The organism is Gemmatimonas aurantiaca (assembly GCF_037190085.1).
Taxonomy (GTDB): domain Bacteria; phylum Gemmatimonadota; class Gemmatimonadetes; order Gemmatimonadales; family Gemmatimonadaceae; genus Gemmatimonas; species Gemmatimonas aurantiaca_A.
On sequence record NZ_JBBCJO010000011.1, the window covers coordinates 212,287 to 227,345 of the forward strand.

At 65.9% G+C, this 15,059-nt stretch carries 14 protein-coding genes; 4 read left to right on the plus strand and 10 right to left on the minus strand.

From position 1 onward, the window contains the following. Window positions 1-154: 154 nt before the first annotated feature. Both WG208_RS14415 and WG208_RS14420 read left to right on the plus strand, forming a co-directional pair. The gene (locus WG208_RS14415; protein ID WP_337172078.1) at window positions 155-2,185 is read left to right on the plus strand and encodes an ATP-binding protein; all 2,031 of its coding nucleotides are present in this window, start codon (window positions 155-157) and stop codon (window positions 2,183-2,185) included. Window positions 2,186-2,188: 3 nt separating this feature from the next. Next, window positions 2,189-2,791, plus strand: coding sequence for an ANTAR domain-containing protein (locus tag WG208_RS14420; protein WP_337172079.1), 603 nt, complete (start codon window positions 2,189-2,191; stop codon window positions 2,789-2,791). Window positions 2,792-2,862: 71 nt separating this feature from the next. On the opposite strand, the gene WG208_RS14425 is transcribed toward WG208_RS14420, so the two are convergent. Beyond that, window positions 2,863-4,326 carry a M20/M25/M40 family metallo-hydrolase gene (locus WG208_RS14425; protein ID WP_337172080.1) on the minus strand — a complete coding sequence of 488 codons (1,464 nt, stop codon included), beginning with the start codon at window positions 4,324-4,326 and terminating at the stop codon, window positions 2,863-2,865. A 136-nt stretch (window positions 4,327-4,462) separates the two neighbouring features. Between WG208_RS14425 and WG208_RS14430 the strand changes: the two genes are divergently transcribed. Both WG208_RS14430 and WG208_RS14435 read left to right on the plus strand, forming a co-directional pair. Next, window positions 4,463-6,097, plus strand: coding sequence for a metallopeptidase TldD-related protein (locus WG208_RS14430; protein WP_337172081.1), 1,635 nt, complete (start codon window positions 4,463-4,465; stop codon window positions 6,095-6,097). Further along, window positions 6,094-7,485: a metallopeptidase TldD-related protein gene (locus tag WG208_RS14435; protein WP_337172082.1), complete on the plus strand. Its 1,392-nt coding sequence runs from the start codon at window positions 6,094-6,096 to the stop codon at window positions 7,483-7,485. Before WG208_RS14430 ends, WG208_RS14435 begins: the two co-directional genes overlap by 4 nt. Before the next feature lie 146 nt (window positions 7,486-7,631). Here the strand turns inward: WG208_RS14435 and WG208_RS14440 are convergent, their stop codons facing one another. The 9 genes from WG208_RS14440 to WG208_RS14480 all read right to left on the minus strand — a co-directional run bounded on the left by WG208_RS14440 (window position 7,632) and on the right by WG208_RS14480 (window position 15,035). After that, window positions 7,632-8,348 carry a hypothetical protein gene (locus WG208_RS14440; protein ID WP_337172083.1) on the minus strand — a complete coding sequence of 239 codons (717 nt, stop codon included), beginning with the start codon at window positions 8,346-8,348 and terminating at the stop codon, window positions 7,632-7,634. Between the two features lie 88 nt (window positions 8,349-8,436). Then, entirely contained in the window at window positions 8,437-8,577 is a 141-nt protein-coding gene (locus WG208_RS14445; protein ID WP_337172084.1) for a hypothetical protein, read from the minus strand. A gap of 271 nt (window positions 8,578-8,848) precedes the next feature. Then, window positions 8,849-9,934, minus strand: coding sequence for a hydrogenase expression/formation protein HypE (gene hypE, locus WG208_RS14450; protein ID WP_337172085.1), 1,086 nt, complete (start codon window positions 9,932-9,934; stop codon window positions 8,849-8,851). Continuing rightward, window positions 9,931-11,046, minus strand: a complete 1,116-nt coding sequence (gene hypD, locus WG208_RS14455; protein ID WP_337172086.1) for a hydrogenase formation protein HypD — start codon at window positions 11,044-11,046, stop codon at window positions 9,931-9,933. The genes hypE and hypD overlap by 4 nt, the downstream gene beginning before the upstream one ends. Beyond that, entirely contained in the window at window positions 11,043-11,336 is a 294-nt protein-coding gene (locus WG208_RS14460) for a HypC/HybG/HupF family hydrogenase formation chaperone (RefSeq protein WP_337172087.1), read from the minus strand. Before WG208_RS14460 ends, hypD begins: the two co-directional genes overlap by 4 nt. Window positions 11,337-11,338: 2 nt before the next feature. Continuing rightward, window positions 11,339-12,496, minus strand: coding sequence for an NHL repeat-containing protein (locus WG208_RS14465; RefSeq protein WP_337172088.1), 1,158 nt, complete (start codon window positions 12,494-12,496; stop codon window positions 11,339-11,341). After that, window positions 12,493-13,380: a NifU family protein gene (locus WG208_RS14470; protein ID WP_337172089.1), complete on the minus strand. Its 888-nt coding sequence runs from the start codon at window positions 13,378-13,380 to the stop codon at window positions 12,493-12,495. The genes WG208_RS14465 and WG208_RS14470 overlap by 4 nt, the downstream gene beginning before the upstream one ends. A gap of 9 nt (window positions 13,381-13,389) precedes the next feature. Further along, window positions 13,390-13,779, minus strand: a complete 390-nt coding sequence (locus tag WG208_RS14475) for a hypothetical protein (RefSeq protein ID WP_337172090.1) — start codon at window positions 13,777-13,779, stop codon at window positions 13,390-13,392. Continuing rightward, window positions 13,779-15,035: a hypothetical protein gene (locus tag WG208_RS14480; protein WP_337172091.1), complete on the minus strand. Its 1,257-nt coding sequence runs from the start codon at window positions 15,033-15,035 to the stop codon at window positions 13,779-13,781. The genes WG208_RS14475 and WG208_RS14480 overlap by 1 nt, the downstream gene beginning before the upstream one ends. Window positions 15,036-15,059 lie beyond the last annotated feature (24 nt).

A 15,059-nucleotide genomic window follows, 5' to 3' on the forward strand; every position in this document is an offset into this window, starting at 1 on the left:
GCTCCACCCTGCGTCCTGCTCTGATCTCTGCCCCCCGTTTGACCCTTGCCTCGAATGGGCCTAGGTTATCCCACCGCACGTCGCTCCTCGCGCCACGGAAATCCGACCGGCCGCGACGTCAATGCCGACGCTGGCAGCGCGTGGTGGTCTTCCGATGCCCATCCCTCCCTCAGTGGTTTCGTCGGCACCGATTCACAGCGATCTGGACACGACACGGCTGACCGCCGTGCTGCAGGCTCTGCCTGTGGCGGCCGCGCTGTTCCGTGCCGATGGGATGACCGTGGCGATCAATACGATGGGCGAGGAGTTGTTCGTCCATGATCCGCTCGCGCCACTGCAGACACAGCACTGGCGGGTGATGCTGCATCCGTTCGGCGAGACCGCGAAGGACGCGATGGCCGTGGTGCAGAGCACGCAGGAGATGGTGGCGCGGCAGGTGATCCTGCCGGCGGACGAAGGGCTGTTCACCCTGCGGATGACGCTGTTCGACGGCACACTGGTGCTCGTGACGGCGGAGGACCAGCGCGAGGAGCAGCAGCGGCGCCTGGCACTCGATCGGGCCGAACGTGAACGCCGCACGCTGCTCATGCTCACTCCCTCCTCGGTGCGCGTGGTGGATGTGTCCGGACGCATCCTGCGCACCAATGGAGAGGCGGACCGGCAGCATGCGGGGCAGGCGCCGACGACATTGCGCGAGCTGTGGGAGCGCGAAGCGCCACACGAGATCTCCGACGATGGACGTCCGGCGCGTCCGCTGTCCTTTCTCGATACGCCGGGCATGCGTGCGTTGTCCGGTGTCGTGGTACGGGCCCAGCGACTGCAGTGCCGACACGGCGAAGGGCTGCGTGTGGTGGAGGCGAGTGCCGCGCCCATGACCGATGTGCGCGGACAGATGATCGGTGTCATGCTCGTCGATCACGATGTGACCGACCGGTATCGTCGTGATCGTTCTTCACCCGCCGGCGCGGTGGCGGTGCCTGCCGTGGGCTCCGCGGCGACGGTGGATGCGGCGCAGTTCAACCGACTCGTCGAGGAGCGCTCCCGCGAGCTGATCGCGTCGCACGAGGAGCATGTCCGCGAGCGTCGTCTCGCGGCCATCGGACAGTTGGCGGCAGGGGTGATGCACGATGTGAACAACGCGCTCAATCCCATCATGGCGGCGGCCTATCTGCTGCAGCATCATGCCGAATCACCGGCGGCGGTGCGCGACTACGCCGAACGCATCCGCACGGCCGCCGAGATCGGGGCGGCGACGGCATCGCGTGTGGGGCGTTTCATCCGGCAGGAGCCTCTGCATGCCGGTGGTGACGAGGAGATCGATCTGGCCGAGCTGGTGACGGAGGTGCTCGATCTCACCGAGCCGATGCGGCTTCGTCGTTCGGCGGAAAGTCGCGAGGTGCGTATCGAGCAGCAGCTCGAGCCGGGTGTGCGCAGCCGGGGCATTCCCGGCGAAATCCGCGAAGCGCTGCTGAACCTCGTGCAGAACGCCATCGATGCGATGCCCGAGGGCGGGACACTCACCGTGCGATGCTGGAGCGAGGGAAAGGATGCCTGTCTGTCGGTGCAGGACACCGGCGTGGGCATGACCGACGAAGTGCTGGAGCGCGCCTTCGAACCCTTCTTCACGACCAAGGGGGCCAAGGGATCGGGGCTGGGCCTCGCCGAGGTGTATGGCATCGTCCGGCGTCATCGTGGACAGGTGAGCATCACCTCGATGGCCGGGAAAGGATCGACGGTGAACATCCGGCTGCCGCGTGCCGGTGGTGTGACGGCTGCCGTTGCCGCCGCCACGCCGCTTCCGTCGGTGCCGCGGCGGATTCTGGTGGTCGAGGATCACGACGATGGACGGGTGCTGCTGCGGCGCATCCTCGAAGGCGATGGACATACCGTCGATGCCGTCGCCAGCATCGCAGAAGCCCGTGCCCGGCTCGCAATTGCCGGTGGAATGCCGTACGATCTCCTGCTGACGGATGTCGGGCTGCCCGACGGCAGCGGCTGGGATCTGGCCCGGGAAGCGCGGACGTCGTGGCCCGCGTTACGTGTCGGGGTCATCACGGGCTGGGAACCGCTGACCGACAGTGAAGACGTGCGCGGCGTGGAGTTCGTGCTGCGCAAGCCGTTGCGGGCGCAGGAACTGAAGGCTCACATTGCAGGGCTCACACGCCCCGTATCAACCAACGAGTAAACCATGTCGGAACTGCCGTCGACACTCCGTGTGCTGGTCGCTGAGGACAACGCGCTCGAGCGCTCCATGCTGGTGGACTTGCTCGGTGTCCTGGGGCATGTCGTGGTGGCCGAGGTGGAAAGTGGCACCGACGCAATCACGAAGGCTCAGCAATTCACGCCGGACGCGGTGCTGCTCGACATGCACATGCCCGGCGCGAGTGGCGTGCAGGCCGCCGAAGAAATCGCCAACGCGCTGCCCGGGACTGCCGTGGTGCTGGTGACGGGCGATCTGTCGCTCACACTGTCCACGGCCGATGTGCTGCGCAGCACGGCGGTGGCGCTGCTGCCCAAACCCACGCCGCCCACCACGCTCGATGCCACGCTGCGTATGGCGGTCACCCGCGCGCGCGAACTCATCGAAGCCCGGCGGGAAGCGGCGGAGGCCAAGCAGCAACTCGAGGCGCGCAAGCTCATCGAGCGCGCGAAGGGCATCCTCATGCGCCGCACAGGCAGCAGCGAACAGGAAGCCTACCGCATCATGCAGCGCAGCAGTCAGGACCGCTCGGTGCGCATGGTGGACATTGCCAAGGCCGTCATCGACAGCGAACCCGGCATGAAAGCCTGACGACGGCCGATGACGGCCGATGACGGCGGCCTGATTCGCTGTCGAACACCACCAGGTGCCGCGCGCGGGGCTCAGGACACGGGTTGTCCGGGCCCCGCGACCTGTTTCACGAGCTCGTACAGGAAATCGAGGCCGTCGTAGAACGACTTCACACGGAGCTTCTCGTTGCGGCCGTGGGCATTGGTCTCGCCCGGCGCCGAGAAGATGCCGCTCACGCCGAAGGTGGGAATGCCGACATTGCGCAGGCGATACCCGTCGGTGGCCCCGGTGCTCATGGTGGGGATCACCGGAATGTCGCCGAACATCTTCTTCGTCAGCGTCTCGGTGGCGCGCAGCAGCACCGGATGCACGGGCAGGGCGCCGTCGTTGCGGTCGGCGCGATCACCGGTGATCACCACGCTCGAGTCGTTCACGATGCGCACCAGTTCGGCGTGCACCTGCGACGCCTTGCTGGAAGGCACGATGCGGCAGTTCACGTTGGCTTTGGCCGTCTGGGGCAGCGCGTTGGGTGCATGACCGCCGCTGAGCATGGTGGCCACGCAGGTGGTGCGCAGCATGCTCGCATACCGCGGGTCGGTGGACAGCACGCGCGCCGCCTCGGCGTCGGCGGGATTGGCCACGAGGGCGCGCATGGCGGCGGCGAGCGAGGGCATTTCCACCTTCGCGGTCTGTGCGAAGAAGGCCGTGGTCACCGGGTTGAGCTCCACCGGGAACGTGTACTGCTGCACCTTGAGCAGTGCCTGCGCCAGCGAATAGATGGCGTTGTCCTTGCGCGGCACGCTGGAGTGACCGCCGGTGTTGTGCACGGTGAAGGTGAAATCGCCGTACACCTTTTCGGCGGCCTGGATGGAATGCAGCAACGGCTTGTCGTCCTGCAGCGTCCCGCCGCCGCCTTCGTTGATGGCGTACTCGGCGTCGATCAGATCGCGGCGGTTCTCGATGAGCCAGGTGACGCCGTTGTGATCGCCGCCTTCTTCGTCGGCGGTGAGGGCGAGAATGAGATCGCGCTCGGGCACCCAGCCTTCGCGCTTGTACCGCAGCAGATTGGCGATGAACATCGCGCACATCGACTTGTCGTCGGACACGCCGCGTCCCCAGAAGTAGCCGTCTTCCTCGATGAAGGTGAACGGATCGCGTGGCCAGTCGGCGCGGAGGGCCTGCACCACGTCGAGGTGCGCGAGGAGGAGAATGGGCTTGCCGCGGCCCTTGCCACGGTAGCGCACGACGAGGTTGTGCTTGGTCGGCGCGTCGGCGGGACCGACGATGTTCACGTCGGCGGCCGGAAATCCGGCGGCGCGAAAGCGCGCGGCGACGACCTCCGCGGCCCTGGTCACCGAGCCCACCGAGTCGGCGGTGTTGATCTCGACGATCTCCTTGTAGATGGCGCGCGCGGCCTGTTGCTCGGCGGTGAGCGTGGTGGGCGCGCCGGGGGCGCGGGTGCCGGGGAGCTGGGCGTCGGCTGGGCTGGCCGAGGCGGCGAGCAGGAGGCCGAGCAGGGGAGCGGAGCTCGCGATGGAGAGGACGCGGCGCAGCATGGCGATCATGAGGCGGGTGGGAGTGATGAGGCGATGCTGCGAATATCGCGCGGGACCGGGTGAGGCGCGACCGGTCTCATGCCCTCCACACCTGACCCGCGAGTATATTTGAGCTCTCACCTTGCTTCCCCTTCCCATGTCACGCACCCGCCGAGATTTCCTCAAGGTCGGGGCTGCGGTGGCGGCCGGTTCCCTGGTCGCATCCTCACCGCTCCTCGCCGAGTCCTCCTCAGGGCTCCTCGTCCCCCTCTCCGACCTGCCCCCGGTCGACGATCCGGCCATCAAGGCCCTCATGGAAGTGGCGCTGAATACGGCCAAGGCCGGCGGCGCCTCCTACGCCGACGTCCGTGTGGCGGCCCGCCGCCAGCAGAACGTCGGGACCCGCGATCGCATCGTGCAGGGGGTCTCCGACACCGATACCTACGGGCTGGGGGTGCGTACCCTGGTCGACGGCGCATGGGGCTTTGCCGCCACCAGCAAACTCGACAAGGACAGCGTGGCCCGCACCACGCAGCTCGCGCTCGGTCAGGCCAAGGCCAATCGGGCCAGCCAGCTCCGGCCGGTCGTCCTCGCGCCCACACCGGGCAACCAGGTGGGCGAGTGGAAGAGCCCCATCGAGGTCGATCCCTTCAATGTCGCCATCACCGACAAGGTCGCCTATCTGCTCGCGGCCAACGAGGCGGCGCTGAAGGTGAAGGGTGTGCGCAACGTCAATTCGAGCATGTTCTTCCTGCGGGAAGAGAAGTCGCTCATGACGACGGACGGTTCCTACGTCGTGCAGACGATCTACCGCGCGCAGCCGAGCATGACCATCACGGCGGTGTCGTCCGATTTTTCGGACTTCCAGTCGGTGGCGAGCAATGAAGTCGCGCCGATGGGGCTGGGATACGAACACGTCACCAACAGCAAGCTCGCCGAACGCGCGCCGCAGTGGGGCGAACTCGCGGTGCAGAAGCTGAGCGCGAAGCCGGTGGAACCGGGACGCTACGATCTGTTGCTGCACCCGTCCAATCTCTGGCTCACGATTCACGAAGTCATCGGACATCCCACCGAACTCGATCGTGCGCTGGGCTTCGAGGCCAACTACGCCGGCACGAGCTTCATCGCGCCGCCGGAAGCCATGCTGGGCAAGATGCAGTACGGCTCGGAACTCATGAACATCGTGGGCGACCGTGAGCAGCGCGGTTCACTCGGCGCGATCGGCTGGGACGACGAAGCCGTGAAGCCGGTGAAGTTCGACATCGTGAAGAACGGCGTGTTCCAGGACTACCAGACCACGCGCGAGCAGGCCACGATGATGGCCGACTACTACAAGCGCGTGGGCAAGCCCGTGCGTTCGTATGGCTGCTCGTATGCGCAGAGCTGGGCCGACGTGCAGTTCCAGCGCATGCCCAACGTGAGCCTGCAGCCGGGCAACAACGACGACACGTGGGAGTCGATGATCGCCAAGGTCGACCGCGGCATCGCGATCGTGGGCGACGGGTCGTTCTCCATCGATCAGCAGCGCTACAACGGCCAGTTCGCGGGACAGGTGTTCTACGAGGTGCGCGGTGGCAAGATCGTCGGTCAGCTGAAGGACGTGGCGTACCAGTTCCGCACGCCGGATTTCTGGAAGGGACTCAAGGCCATCGGTGGTCCGCGCAGCTACCACCTCGGTGGTGCCTTCGGTGACGGCAAGGGTCAGCCGTCGCAGTCCAATTCCGTCAGTCATGGCTGCGTGCCGGCCATCTTCCAGCAGGTCAACGTCATCAATACCGGGAGGAAGGCATGAGTCACGCGCCTCGTTCCCTCTTTGCGCCGGCCAGTGTGCTCTCGCGCGCCGAAGCGCAGGAGATCGCGCAGCGTGTACTGCGCAACTCGCCTGCCGAGGAGACGCGCGTCTCGATCAACAGTGGAGCCCGGGCCGATACGCGTTTCGCGTTGAACCAGGTCACCACCTCCGGCGAGAACCAGGATACGCAGGTGACGATCACCGCGTATGTGGGCAATCGTGCGGCCAGCGTGAACACCAATCGTCTCGACGAAGCGTCGCTGGCCGCGGCCGCGAAGCAGGCGCACGAGATCGCCAAGCTGGTGCCGCCCAATCCGGAACGTATGCCGGAACTCGGGCCGCAGACGTATCCGCCGCTGCGTGAGCGGGCGCTCGACATTCCCACGCCGGCCGAACGGGCCGCGGCGGCGAAGATCGTGACCGAACTCGCGCGGACCAACGATCTGGTGGCCACGGGCTTCATCGAATGCCGCGCCGGCGCCAACGCGCTGGCCAACTCGAAGGGCCTCTTCGCCTACGATGCGACGGCCTCCGTGTCGATGACGGCGACGGTGCGCTCGCCCGACGGCACGGGTTCGGGGTGGGCGTGCAGCGATGGCAACAGCTTCGGGGAACTCGATCCGAAGCAGCTCGCCGCCACGGCGGTGCAGAAAGCCAAGGAGTCGCGCAATCCGGTGGCCATCGAACCGGGTCGCTACACGGCCATCCTCGAGCCCACGGCCGTGGGCAATCTCGTGCAGCTCATTCCGGGCGCGATGCAGGCGCGGGCCGCCGATGAAGGCCGTTCGTTCTTCTCCAAGCCTGGTGGCGGCAACAAGATCGGTCTCAAGGTGGTGGACGGGCGGGTCACGCTGCTCACCGATCCGGCCGACTCCCCGAGCCTCAGCGGTGGCTACGACAACGATGGCCTGCCACTGGAGAAGGTGGTGTGGATCGAGAACGGGCTCGTGAAGAATCTGAACTACGACCGGTTCTGGGCGCAGAAGCAGGGGGTGCAGGCCACGCGCGCCGGCGGCGGCGGGTTCGGCGGCACACGGTCGCTGCGCATGCTCGGCGGATCCACGAGCATCGCCGACATGATCCGTAACACCGAACGTGGTGTGCTGGTGACCCGCTTCTGGTACATCCGCAGCGTCGATCCGCGCACGATCCTCTACACGGGACTCACGCGCGACGGGACGTTCCTGGTCGAGAACGGCAAGGTCACGCGGTCGATCAAGAATTTCCGCTACAACGAGAGCCCGATCTTCTTCCTGAACAACCTGGAAGCGATCGGTCCGACGGTGCGCATCAATTCGTCGGAAAGCGCGTCCACGGGCGGCGCCGTATTCATGCCGCCGATCAAGGTGCGGGACTTCAATTTCACATCGTTGTCCGACGCGGTATAAGGAACTGGATCCATATCAAGAGGGAGCAGGAGGGAGCTGGCCAGGGAGGAGATCAATAGCGGTTGCGGTTGCTATCGATCTCCATTCTGACCAGCTCCTCTCTGCTCCCTTTTGAAATACAAGCGCGCAGCGCCGTCCTTATTTCCTCAGACGGCATTCACGAACGCACACCCGCACTCCTGTGCGAGGACGTTCGCGAAGATCCCCGACGGCTGCAGGATCACGCCGGGCACGAGCATGCTCTTTGCCTTCTCGCGCGCTTCGGGCGGCGTCAGCTTGTCCTGCTTCTGAACGGTCGCGACGATGCTGCGGAAGGCGAGATTGCAGGCCAGGACGATCGCGCCTTTCGAGATCTGGGCATCGAGCACGGCGGTGGCCATCATGCCGGTGGGCGCGGGCGCGCCGGGCGCCGCCAGTACCGGATTGTACTTGATGACCTTGCCGTCCTCACCTTTGATCTTGAACTGTTTGCCGACGTTGTAGGTGGTCCAGAAATCCTGATTCATCGCCAGGGGAATGCCGCTGTGGCGGATGACGATCACCGTAGACAGATCGGCCGGCGTGACTTTGAGCGCATCGATGTACTGCGCGCCCCAGATCGCACCGCGGAACACACCGATACCATCCGCGATTTCGGGGACGTCGAACATGGCCTTGTGCTTCGCCGAGACCCGCTGGGTCCAGGTGGTGTCCCAGGCCTCCTGTTGCTGCTGCTCGAGAGCCTCGAATTCTCCGTGCAGCGACATCGACCACGCTTGCGGGCTCGCGTCGGAAGATTCGGCACGGGCGAGCGAAGGGATCGCCGCCAATGCGGCGGCGGAGATGCCGGCCTGCTTGAGAAATGCGCGACGCGCAGAGGACACTGAGGCTCCGGGGTGGGAAATCGAGGGGAGGGATATCCCGGAATGATGATCGATTCCCGACCGGTTGTCACGCGGAGCGACGTGTGACCTATTCCGGCGCCTGGACCGTTCCCCAGTCGCCGAAGCTCACGCCGATGCGGAGCTGGTGCAGTTCCACGGGATGGAAGTGCACGTCTTCGATTCCGCCCGCGGGTTCCCCAGGGAGACGTGGGGCATCGTAGTGCTGCACGTCGCGTCCTCTGTTGCCCAGCAGATTGAGGACGGTCGTGGTGACCCGGACACTCCCGATCGGTACACCGAGGCCTGCATTGACCCGCGTCGTGGAGCCGCCCAGCGTGGGGTCGATCTGTCCGAACCGCCCGACTGTCCCGAGATCGGCGCGACCGATCCGGCCCCGGGAGGCGCTTCGGCCGCGCCGGCGAGCATCGGCAGTGCGAAGAGCAGTCCGACCCGCCGCCGCCGGCGTGGAACGGCACGGGAGAACGCAGACAGCATGGGTATCAGCAGATACGGGGAAGCTGTTCGCCGATCGGCATGGTGATCACCCGTCGTGCGCCAAGCCCGGTGCGTGCGACGAGCATACCGGGGTGATCGGCGACGACCTCACCGATGATGGCGGCATCCGCGCCGAGCGCGTGATTGCGCAACGCCGACAGTGCCGCATTGGCTGCTTCCGCGGGAACGATCGCGAGCAGTTTGCCTTCGTTCGCCACGAAGAGTGGATCGAGACCCAGGATTTCGCAGGCGGCCCGCACCTCGGATCGTATCGGCAATACGCGCTCGTCGATCGAGATGCCCACCTGCGCGTCGTCGGCGATTTCGTTGAGTGAGGTGGCGACACCGCCGCGTGTCGGGTCGCGCAGGACGTGCACATCCGGAACGGCGTCGAGCAGCGATGCCACGAGCGTGTGCAGGGCCGCCGAGTCGCTCACGATGGCCGTCTCGAACTCGAGCCCTTCACGTTGACTCATGATGGCCATGCCATGATCGCCGATGAAGCCGCTGATCAGGACGACGTCACCCACCGCGGCGCGATCCGGAGCGATGTGCACGTCCGGATCGAGCAGGCCGATGCCGGTGGTGTTGATGTACAGACCGTCGCCGTGTCCCCGCTCCACCACCTTGGTGTCGCCGCAGACGATGGATACGCCGGCCTCGCGTGCCGCCCGTGCCATGTCGTGCACGATGCGCGCGAGACGGACCATCGGGAGCCCTTCCTCGAGAATGAAGCCGGCGGTGATCGCGATGGGACGGGCGCCACTCATGGCCAGATCGTTCACCGTCCCATGTACGGCCAGCGATCCGATGGTGCCGCCAGGGAACTCGAGCGGCTGCACCACGAAGGTGTCGGTGGTGCAGGCGATACGGTTGCCGGAGAGCGTCAGCACGGTGGAATCGGTGAGCGCACTGGTGTCGCCCGGAGCGAAGGCCGGACGGAAGAGGTGCGTCACCAGCTCCGCCGACAGTTGTCCTCCGCCGCCATGCCCCATCACGATGGCCGGATAGTCGCGCAGCGGCAGCGGGCAGTTCCATTCGTCCATGGAGATGGTGGCTCGACCATCGTCCGTCGTGATGGAGAGGGTCATGGCCGGGACACCACACGCTGGAGTTGCACCGTGTGCCCGTAGTTGAAGTAGGCGGCGCAGGCGCCTTCACTGGAGACCATGGTGGCTCCCAGCGGTGTGCGCGGCGTGCAACGTTCACCGAATGCGGAACAGGCGGTGGGTTTGATGGTGCCCTGCAGCACCTCTCCACTTCGGCAGACGGTCGACTCCTGCGTGCGGATGTCCGACACGGCAAACCGATGCTCGGCGTCGTAGTCGCGATAGGCATCACTCAGACGCCAGCCGCTGGCCGGAATGACCCCGATGCCCCGCCAGCTCCGATCGCTCACCGTGAACACCTGTTCGAGCAACTCCTGCGCCGTGCGGTTGCCATCGAAGGTGACCACACGCGCATAGGCGTTCTCGACGGCATGTTCACCGCGTTCGAGTTGCGCGATGGTGCGCCGGATGCCTTCCAGCACATCGAGCGGCTCGAACCCGGTGATCACGATGGGCACGTGGTGTGTCGAGGCCAGCGTGGGATACTGCCAGAAGCCCATCACGCTGCACACGTGGCCGGCGGCCAGAAAGGCCTGCACCCGATTGGTGGGTGAGCGCATGATGGCATCGATGGCCGGTGGCACGAGCACATGCGAGACCAGCATGGAGAAGTTGCGCAGCCCCTCCGTCTTCGCGACATGCACCGCCATCGCGTTCGCCGGCGCCGTGGTCTCGAAGCCAATGCCGAAGAACACCACCTGGCGATCGGGGTTCTGCCGGGCCAGCGCCACGGCATCGAGCGGCGAATACACGATGCGCACATCGCCGCCCTCGCTCTTCACGCGGAAGAGATCACGATCCGATCCGGGCACCCGCAGCATGTCGCCGAACGAACAGAAGATCACGCCCGGCATGGCCGCGATCGCCAGGGCCTTGTCGATCACTTCGAGCGGTGTGACACACACCGGGCATCCCGGGCCGTGAATCAGTTCCACCTCCGGCGGCAGCAACTGATCGATGCCGTTGCGCATGATGCTGTGCGTCTGTCCCCCGCACACTTCCATGATGGCCCAGGGGCGCGTGGTGAGCTGCCGGATCTCGGCGGCCATTCGCTGCGCGATCTCCCCATCGCGGAATTCGGTGAGGTATTTCATGACGGGAGCGGGCAGGGTGGTGGGGGCGCGTAGGCTTCATCGGCCACTTCTCCGAGTTCTTCCTCCAGGATTCCCAGTTCGCGGAAATGGCGCAGGGTTTCCTGGGCCGACGTTTCGTCGATCAGACTGATGGCGAAGCCCACGTGCACGATGGCGTACTGCCCGACGACGGCATCGGGGAGATAGGCGAGACAGACATTCTTCGTGATGCCGCCAAAATCCAGTCTGGCCATCCGCACGGGGCCATCGTCGAAGATTTCACTGATCCGACCGGGAACGGCGAGGCACATCGTCAGACCTCCGCTCGAGAGGTGGTGGGGGCGGTCCCGAGGGACCAGAACATCACGCGATTGTTGCCGCTGTCGGCGATCGCGAGCCGGTCCCGATTCAGCCAGAGACCGTAGGGCCAGCAGAGTGTGTCGTCGGTGACGGCCGTCCATCGATTCTCGCCGGCGGCGTCGAAATCGGACTGGCCGAGGACTTCGTCAGCGGGGCGTTGCACACCGGCGCGCGGCATGGTGTGCCAGCGCAGTACACGATTGTTGGCGGTATCGGCCACCACGAGCATGTCGCGCTGTGCGGCGACCGCGTAGGGAAAGCGCAGGCGATGGGCTCCCTGCGGACGGTGCGGGAGTTCTTCGTTGCGCTCGAAGTCCTGTTGCCCCAGGACGAGATCGGCGGGCCGGTCACGATCCGGCACCGGCGTCCAGCCCAGGATCCGATGGTTGCCCGCGTCCGCCACGAACAACGTGCGGGCGTCACCGCTGATGGCGTGGGGCCAGCGGAACGAACAGGCCGATGGCGGACCACCGCGGTTCTCGTCTGCCCGTGATGGGTCGTCCTGACCGAGAACGATCTGGGCATGATCACCGGGCTCCGGGATGTACGGCCATCCCAGCACGCGGCGATTTCCCGTATCGGCGATCCAGAACCATCCCCCGGCGATGCCGAGGCCATAGGGCCAGTAGAGCGTATTGCCATCGATGCTCCCACCGGCATTGGGCATCGCGTCGGCGAGTGTCGGTTGACCGATGGCGTAGGAAGGCGGGGTATCGCTGTGGGTCGGGATCGCGTTCCAGACGAGGATGCGGTGATGCCAGGCGTCGGCCACCAGCAGACGATCCTGATACACCAGCACACCGGTGGGGAGATGCAATCCGTTTTCGCATCCACGGCCACCCGCGGCGGGACCTTCCGACTCGAAGTCCGGTTGGCCCAGCACCACATCGGCGTCGGCGCCATCGACGGTGGGATGGGCGTGCCAGATGAGCACCCGGTGGTTGCCGGAATCGGCAACGATGACGCGATGGTCATCGAACCACACGCCGCGAGGCGCATAGAGCTGACCGGCGGTGGGTTGCGCCGATGGCAGCGCGAGACCAAATGGAGATGCCGCGCCCAGTCGGCGTATCGGCACCGACATCGCCGCCGTGCGGTGTATCGCGGTCATGTCGGCCGCAGTTGTACGCGGCCGCTGTCGACGCGTACCGGCAGAGCTTCGAGCTGGGCCTCGGGTGCCGACAGACATTCGCCGGTGGTGCAGTCGAAACAGAACCCATGCCACGGACACGTGATGGTGCGGGCTTCCCGGTCCACGAGACCACCGTCGATGGGCAGTCCCATGTGCGCGCACTCGTTCCAGTATGCGGTGAGTGAATCATCCAGGCGCAGAATCACGATGCTGCGTCCGCCGTCGAGTTCATGGCGATAGGGTCGGGCCTCGTGAACCTGTTCCAGCAGCGGCCCATCGATCCAGCCATCACCGCGCGGCGCCCGCGTGAGTGTGACGAGCGGGGCAGCTTCATCCGGTTCATTGGGTACCACTTCGATGGCGGTGATCTCGGGCACCTGTTCACGCAGCGCCTCCTCCACGCCGTTGCGCAACGTGACCGACGACATGCTGCAACCGTTGCAGGCACCGGACAGCCGGAGATAGACCGTGTTCCCCGACACGTCCACCAGCGTGACGTCACCACCGTGCGATTGTGTGTACGGACGGAGATTCTCCACGACACGCGCCACGCGGGTGCGCACATCGGCCTTCACGATGCCATGCAGGGCGAGCAGCGCGTAGACGCCCGGATCGTCGACCAGTTCGAACAGCAGCTCCTTGCCGCGCGGATCCTGCTTGAGGGCGCGCACGATCGTGGTGAGACCGGCCTTGTGAAAGGCTTCGAGCGCGTCCTTGAGGGCCAGGGCGCGGGTCCGGTGATCGATGGGCATGCCGCGGACGTCGTCGAGGGTCCGCTGCACATCGGCCGCGAGCATCTCGAGAGAGGGGGCGGCATCGGTCGGGACCGGTGCGGACGAGGGGAGCGGAGCGGTTGCCGTCATGAGCGCACCTCAGTCCGTGACCTGGAAGGCGAGGCGCTGTTCGAGCGCCTCTTCGGTCTTGGCCGCGAGCATGATGGCGAAGCTCCGGCGTGCCATGCGCTGCAGCCAGTCGCCAACGGTCCCTGCCTCGGCGGACATGGCGGTGACATCCGCAGCCGAGAGCGGACGGCGCGAGAGTGCCTGCAGCACGAACGCCGACCCGGCGGGATTGTCGAGAAGGAAGTCGGCGAACAGCGCACCGATGAATTCGTCCACCCATATGCCCTCGGCATTCGGATCGAGGCGCAACCGGGTGAGCGCCGGCACCGGACCGCCGCAGCGATGCTCCACACGCTCCACGAAGCGCTCGATGGCGGTGTTGAGGAAGAAGTCGAACTGCTGTCTCGCGTGCGCTTCCATCAGACGATTCCCGATGTGGACAGCTGTTGGTTGATCATCTCGAGTTGTTCGAGAAGCCGTTGGGCCGCATCGGCCTCATCGTGCCAGTGCAGCAGCTTGTGTGCTTCGGTGAGCTTTTCCACCGCCGGCGCAAAAATTCCCAGGTGGGCGAGTGCATTGCCCTGATTGGCCAGAATGCGTGCATACCCGACCGGGTCCATCGCCCGGGGCCGTACCGTGAGCAACTCCTCGTACGCTTCCACCGCCTGCATCAGGTTCTCCTGCTGGTGCGCGGACGGCATGTACTGCATGGCATTTGCCATGTTGAGCATGGTGCTGGTCCATTCTTCGGGGTGCGTTTCCCGGTCGTAGACGGTGAGCGCTTCGCGGAAAGCCTGCACGGCCACGGCGAGACGCAGCTTGTCACCGGCTTCGGACATCGGCATGGCCACGTAGGCGATGCCGAGGTTGGCCTGGATGCGCGCCCAGAGCAGCGGATGTGATTCACGATCGATGCCACACCTGAGGGCGCGCTGATAGAGCTGCGTGGCTTCCACGAGCCGATGCCGGTGCGACTCGGCGATCTGATGCACCACCAGCGCATGCCCGCACAGCAGTTCCGCGAGCAGTCCGGGGAGCGGTGTGTCTCCGGCGAGTGCAATGGCGTCCATCCATCGCGATTCGGCATCTCCGGGCGCGGTGTCGAGGCCGGCCCGTTGTGCGACGATCTGCGCGGCGAGAAGTGGCGAGACCGTGCGCGCGGCTGCGGCACCGGCTTCGAGCTCGGTGGCGGCGGTCGCAAAATCGCCGCGCTCGAGGAAGTGGCTCGCATTCACCAGTCGCGCATATCCCGCGAGTTCTCCGTCGAGCCCCGCCTCGAATCCGGGCGATTGGTGTTCGGGGTATTCGTCGCCCATCACGAACGCGGCCATGCGCACGAGTGCCCGCACGATGGGATCGTCATCGGCCAGGGCACGCCGTCGATCGTGTTCCTCGCCGGAGAGCACATACCGGTTGTAGGCCGCGATGGCGTCGTCGGCCTGATGGGCTGCCTGACTGGCATCGGTCAGCAAACGCATCGCCGTGTCACGGTCCCCGCCGATCGCTGCCTCGTAGAAGCGCCAGGCGTCGGGCCACTCCGAGGGAATCGCGCCACGCAGCAGGGCTGCCAGGGCCGTGCCGGCGAGTGCCTCCTGTGTGGAGGATGCGCTCATGGGAGGAAGCAGCAGCAATCCGGTGGGATAGGGAAAGATGCCGATCGGCTGCGGACGGATCATGAGGCGGGAAGGAGAAGAAAGGCG

What these genes read in the sequence shown, in the direction of transcription:
- WG208_RS14415 (WP_337172078.1), top strand. Translation starts at nt 155, where the DNA reads ATGCCCATCCCTCCCTCAGTGGTTTCGTCGGCACCGATTCACAGCGAT.
- WG208_RS14420 (WP_337172079.1), top strand. Translation starts at nt 2,189, where the DNA reads ATGTCGGAACTGCCGTCGACACTCCGTGTGCTGGTCGCTGAGGACAAC.
- WG208_RS14425 (WP_337172080.1), bottom strand. Translation starts at nt 4,326, where the DNA reads ATGCTGCGCCGCGTCCTCTCCATCGCGAGCTCCGCTCCCCTGCTCGGC.
- WG208_RS14430 (WP_337172081.1), top strand. Translation starts at nt 4,463, where the DNA reads ATGTCACGCACCCGCCGAGATTTCCTCAAGGTCGGGGCTGCGGTGGCG.
- WG208_RS14435 (WP_337172082.1), top strand. Translation starts at nt 6,094, where the DNA reads ATGAGTCACGCGCCTCGTTCCCTCTTTGCGCCGGCCAGTGTGCTCTCG.
- hypE (WP_337172085.1), bottom strand. Translation starts at nt 9,934, where the DNA reads ATGACCCTCTCCATCACGACGGACGATGGTCGAGCCACCATCTCCATG.
- hypD (WP_337172086.1), bottom strand. Translation starts at nt 11,046, where the DNA reads ATGAAATACCTCACCGAATTCCGCGATGGGGAGATCGCGCAGCGAATG.
- WG208_RS14460 (WP_337172087.1), bottom strand. Translation starts at nt 11,336, where the DNA reads ATGTGCCTCGCCGTTCCCGGTCGGATCAGTGAAATCTTCGACGATGGC.
- WG208_RS14465 (WP_337172088.1), bottom strand. Translation starts at nt 12,496, where the DNA reads ATGACCGCGATACACCGCACGGCGGCGATGTCGGTGCCGATACGCCGA.
- WG208_RS14470 (WP_337172089.1), bottom strand. Translation starts at nt 13,380, where the DNA reads ATGACGGCAACCGCTCCGCTCCCCTCGTCCGCACCGGTCCCGACCGAT.
- WG208_RS14475 (WP_337172090.1), bottom strand. Translation starts at nt 13,779, where the DNA reads ATGGAAGCGCACGCGAGACAGCAGTTCGACTTCTTCCTCAACACCGCC.
- WG208_RS14480 (WP_337172091.1), bottom strand. Translation starts at nt 15,035, where the DNA reads ATGATCCGTCCGCAGCCGATCGGCATCTTTCCCTATCCCACCGGATTG.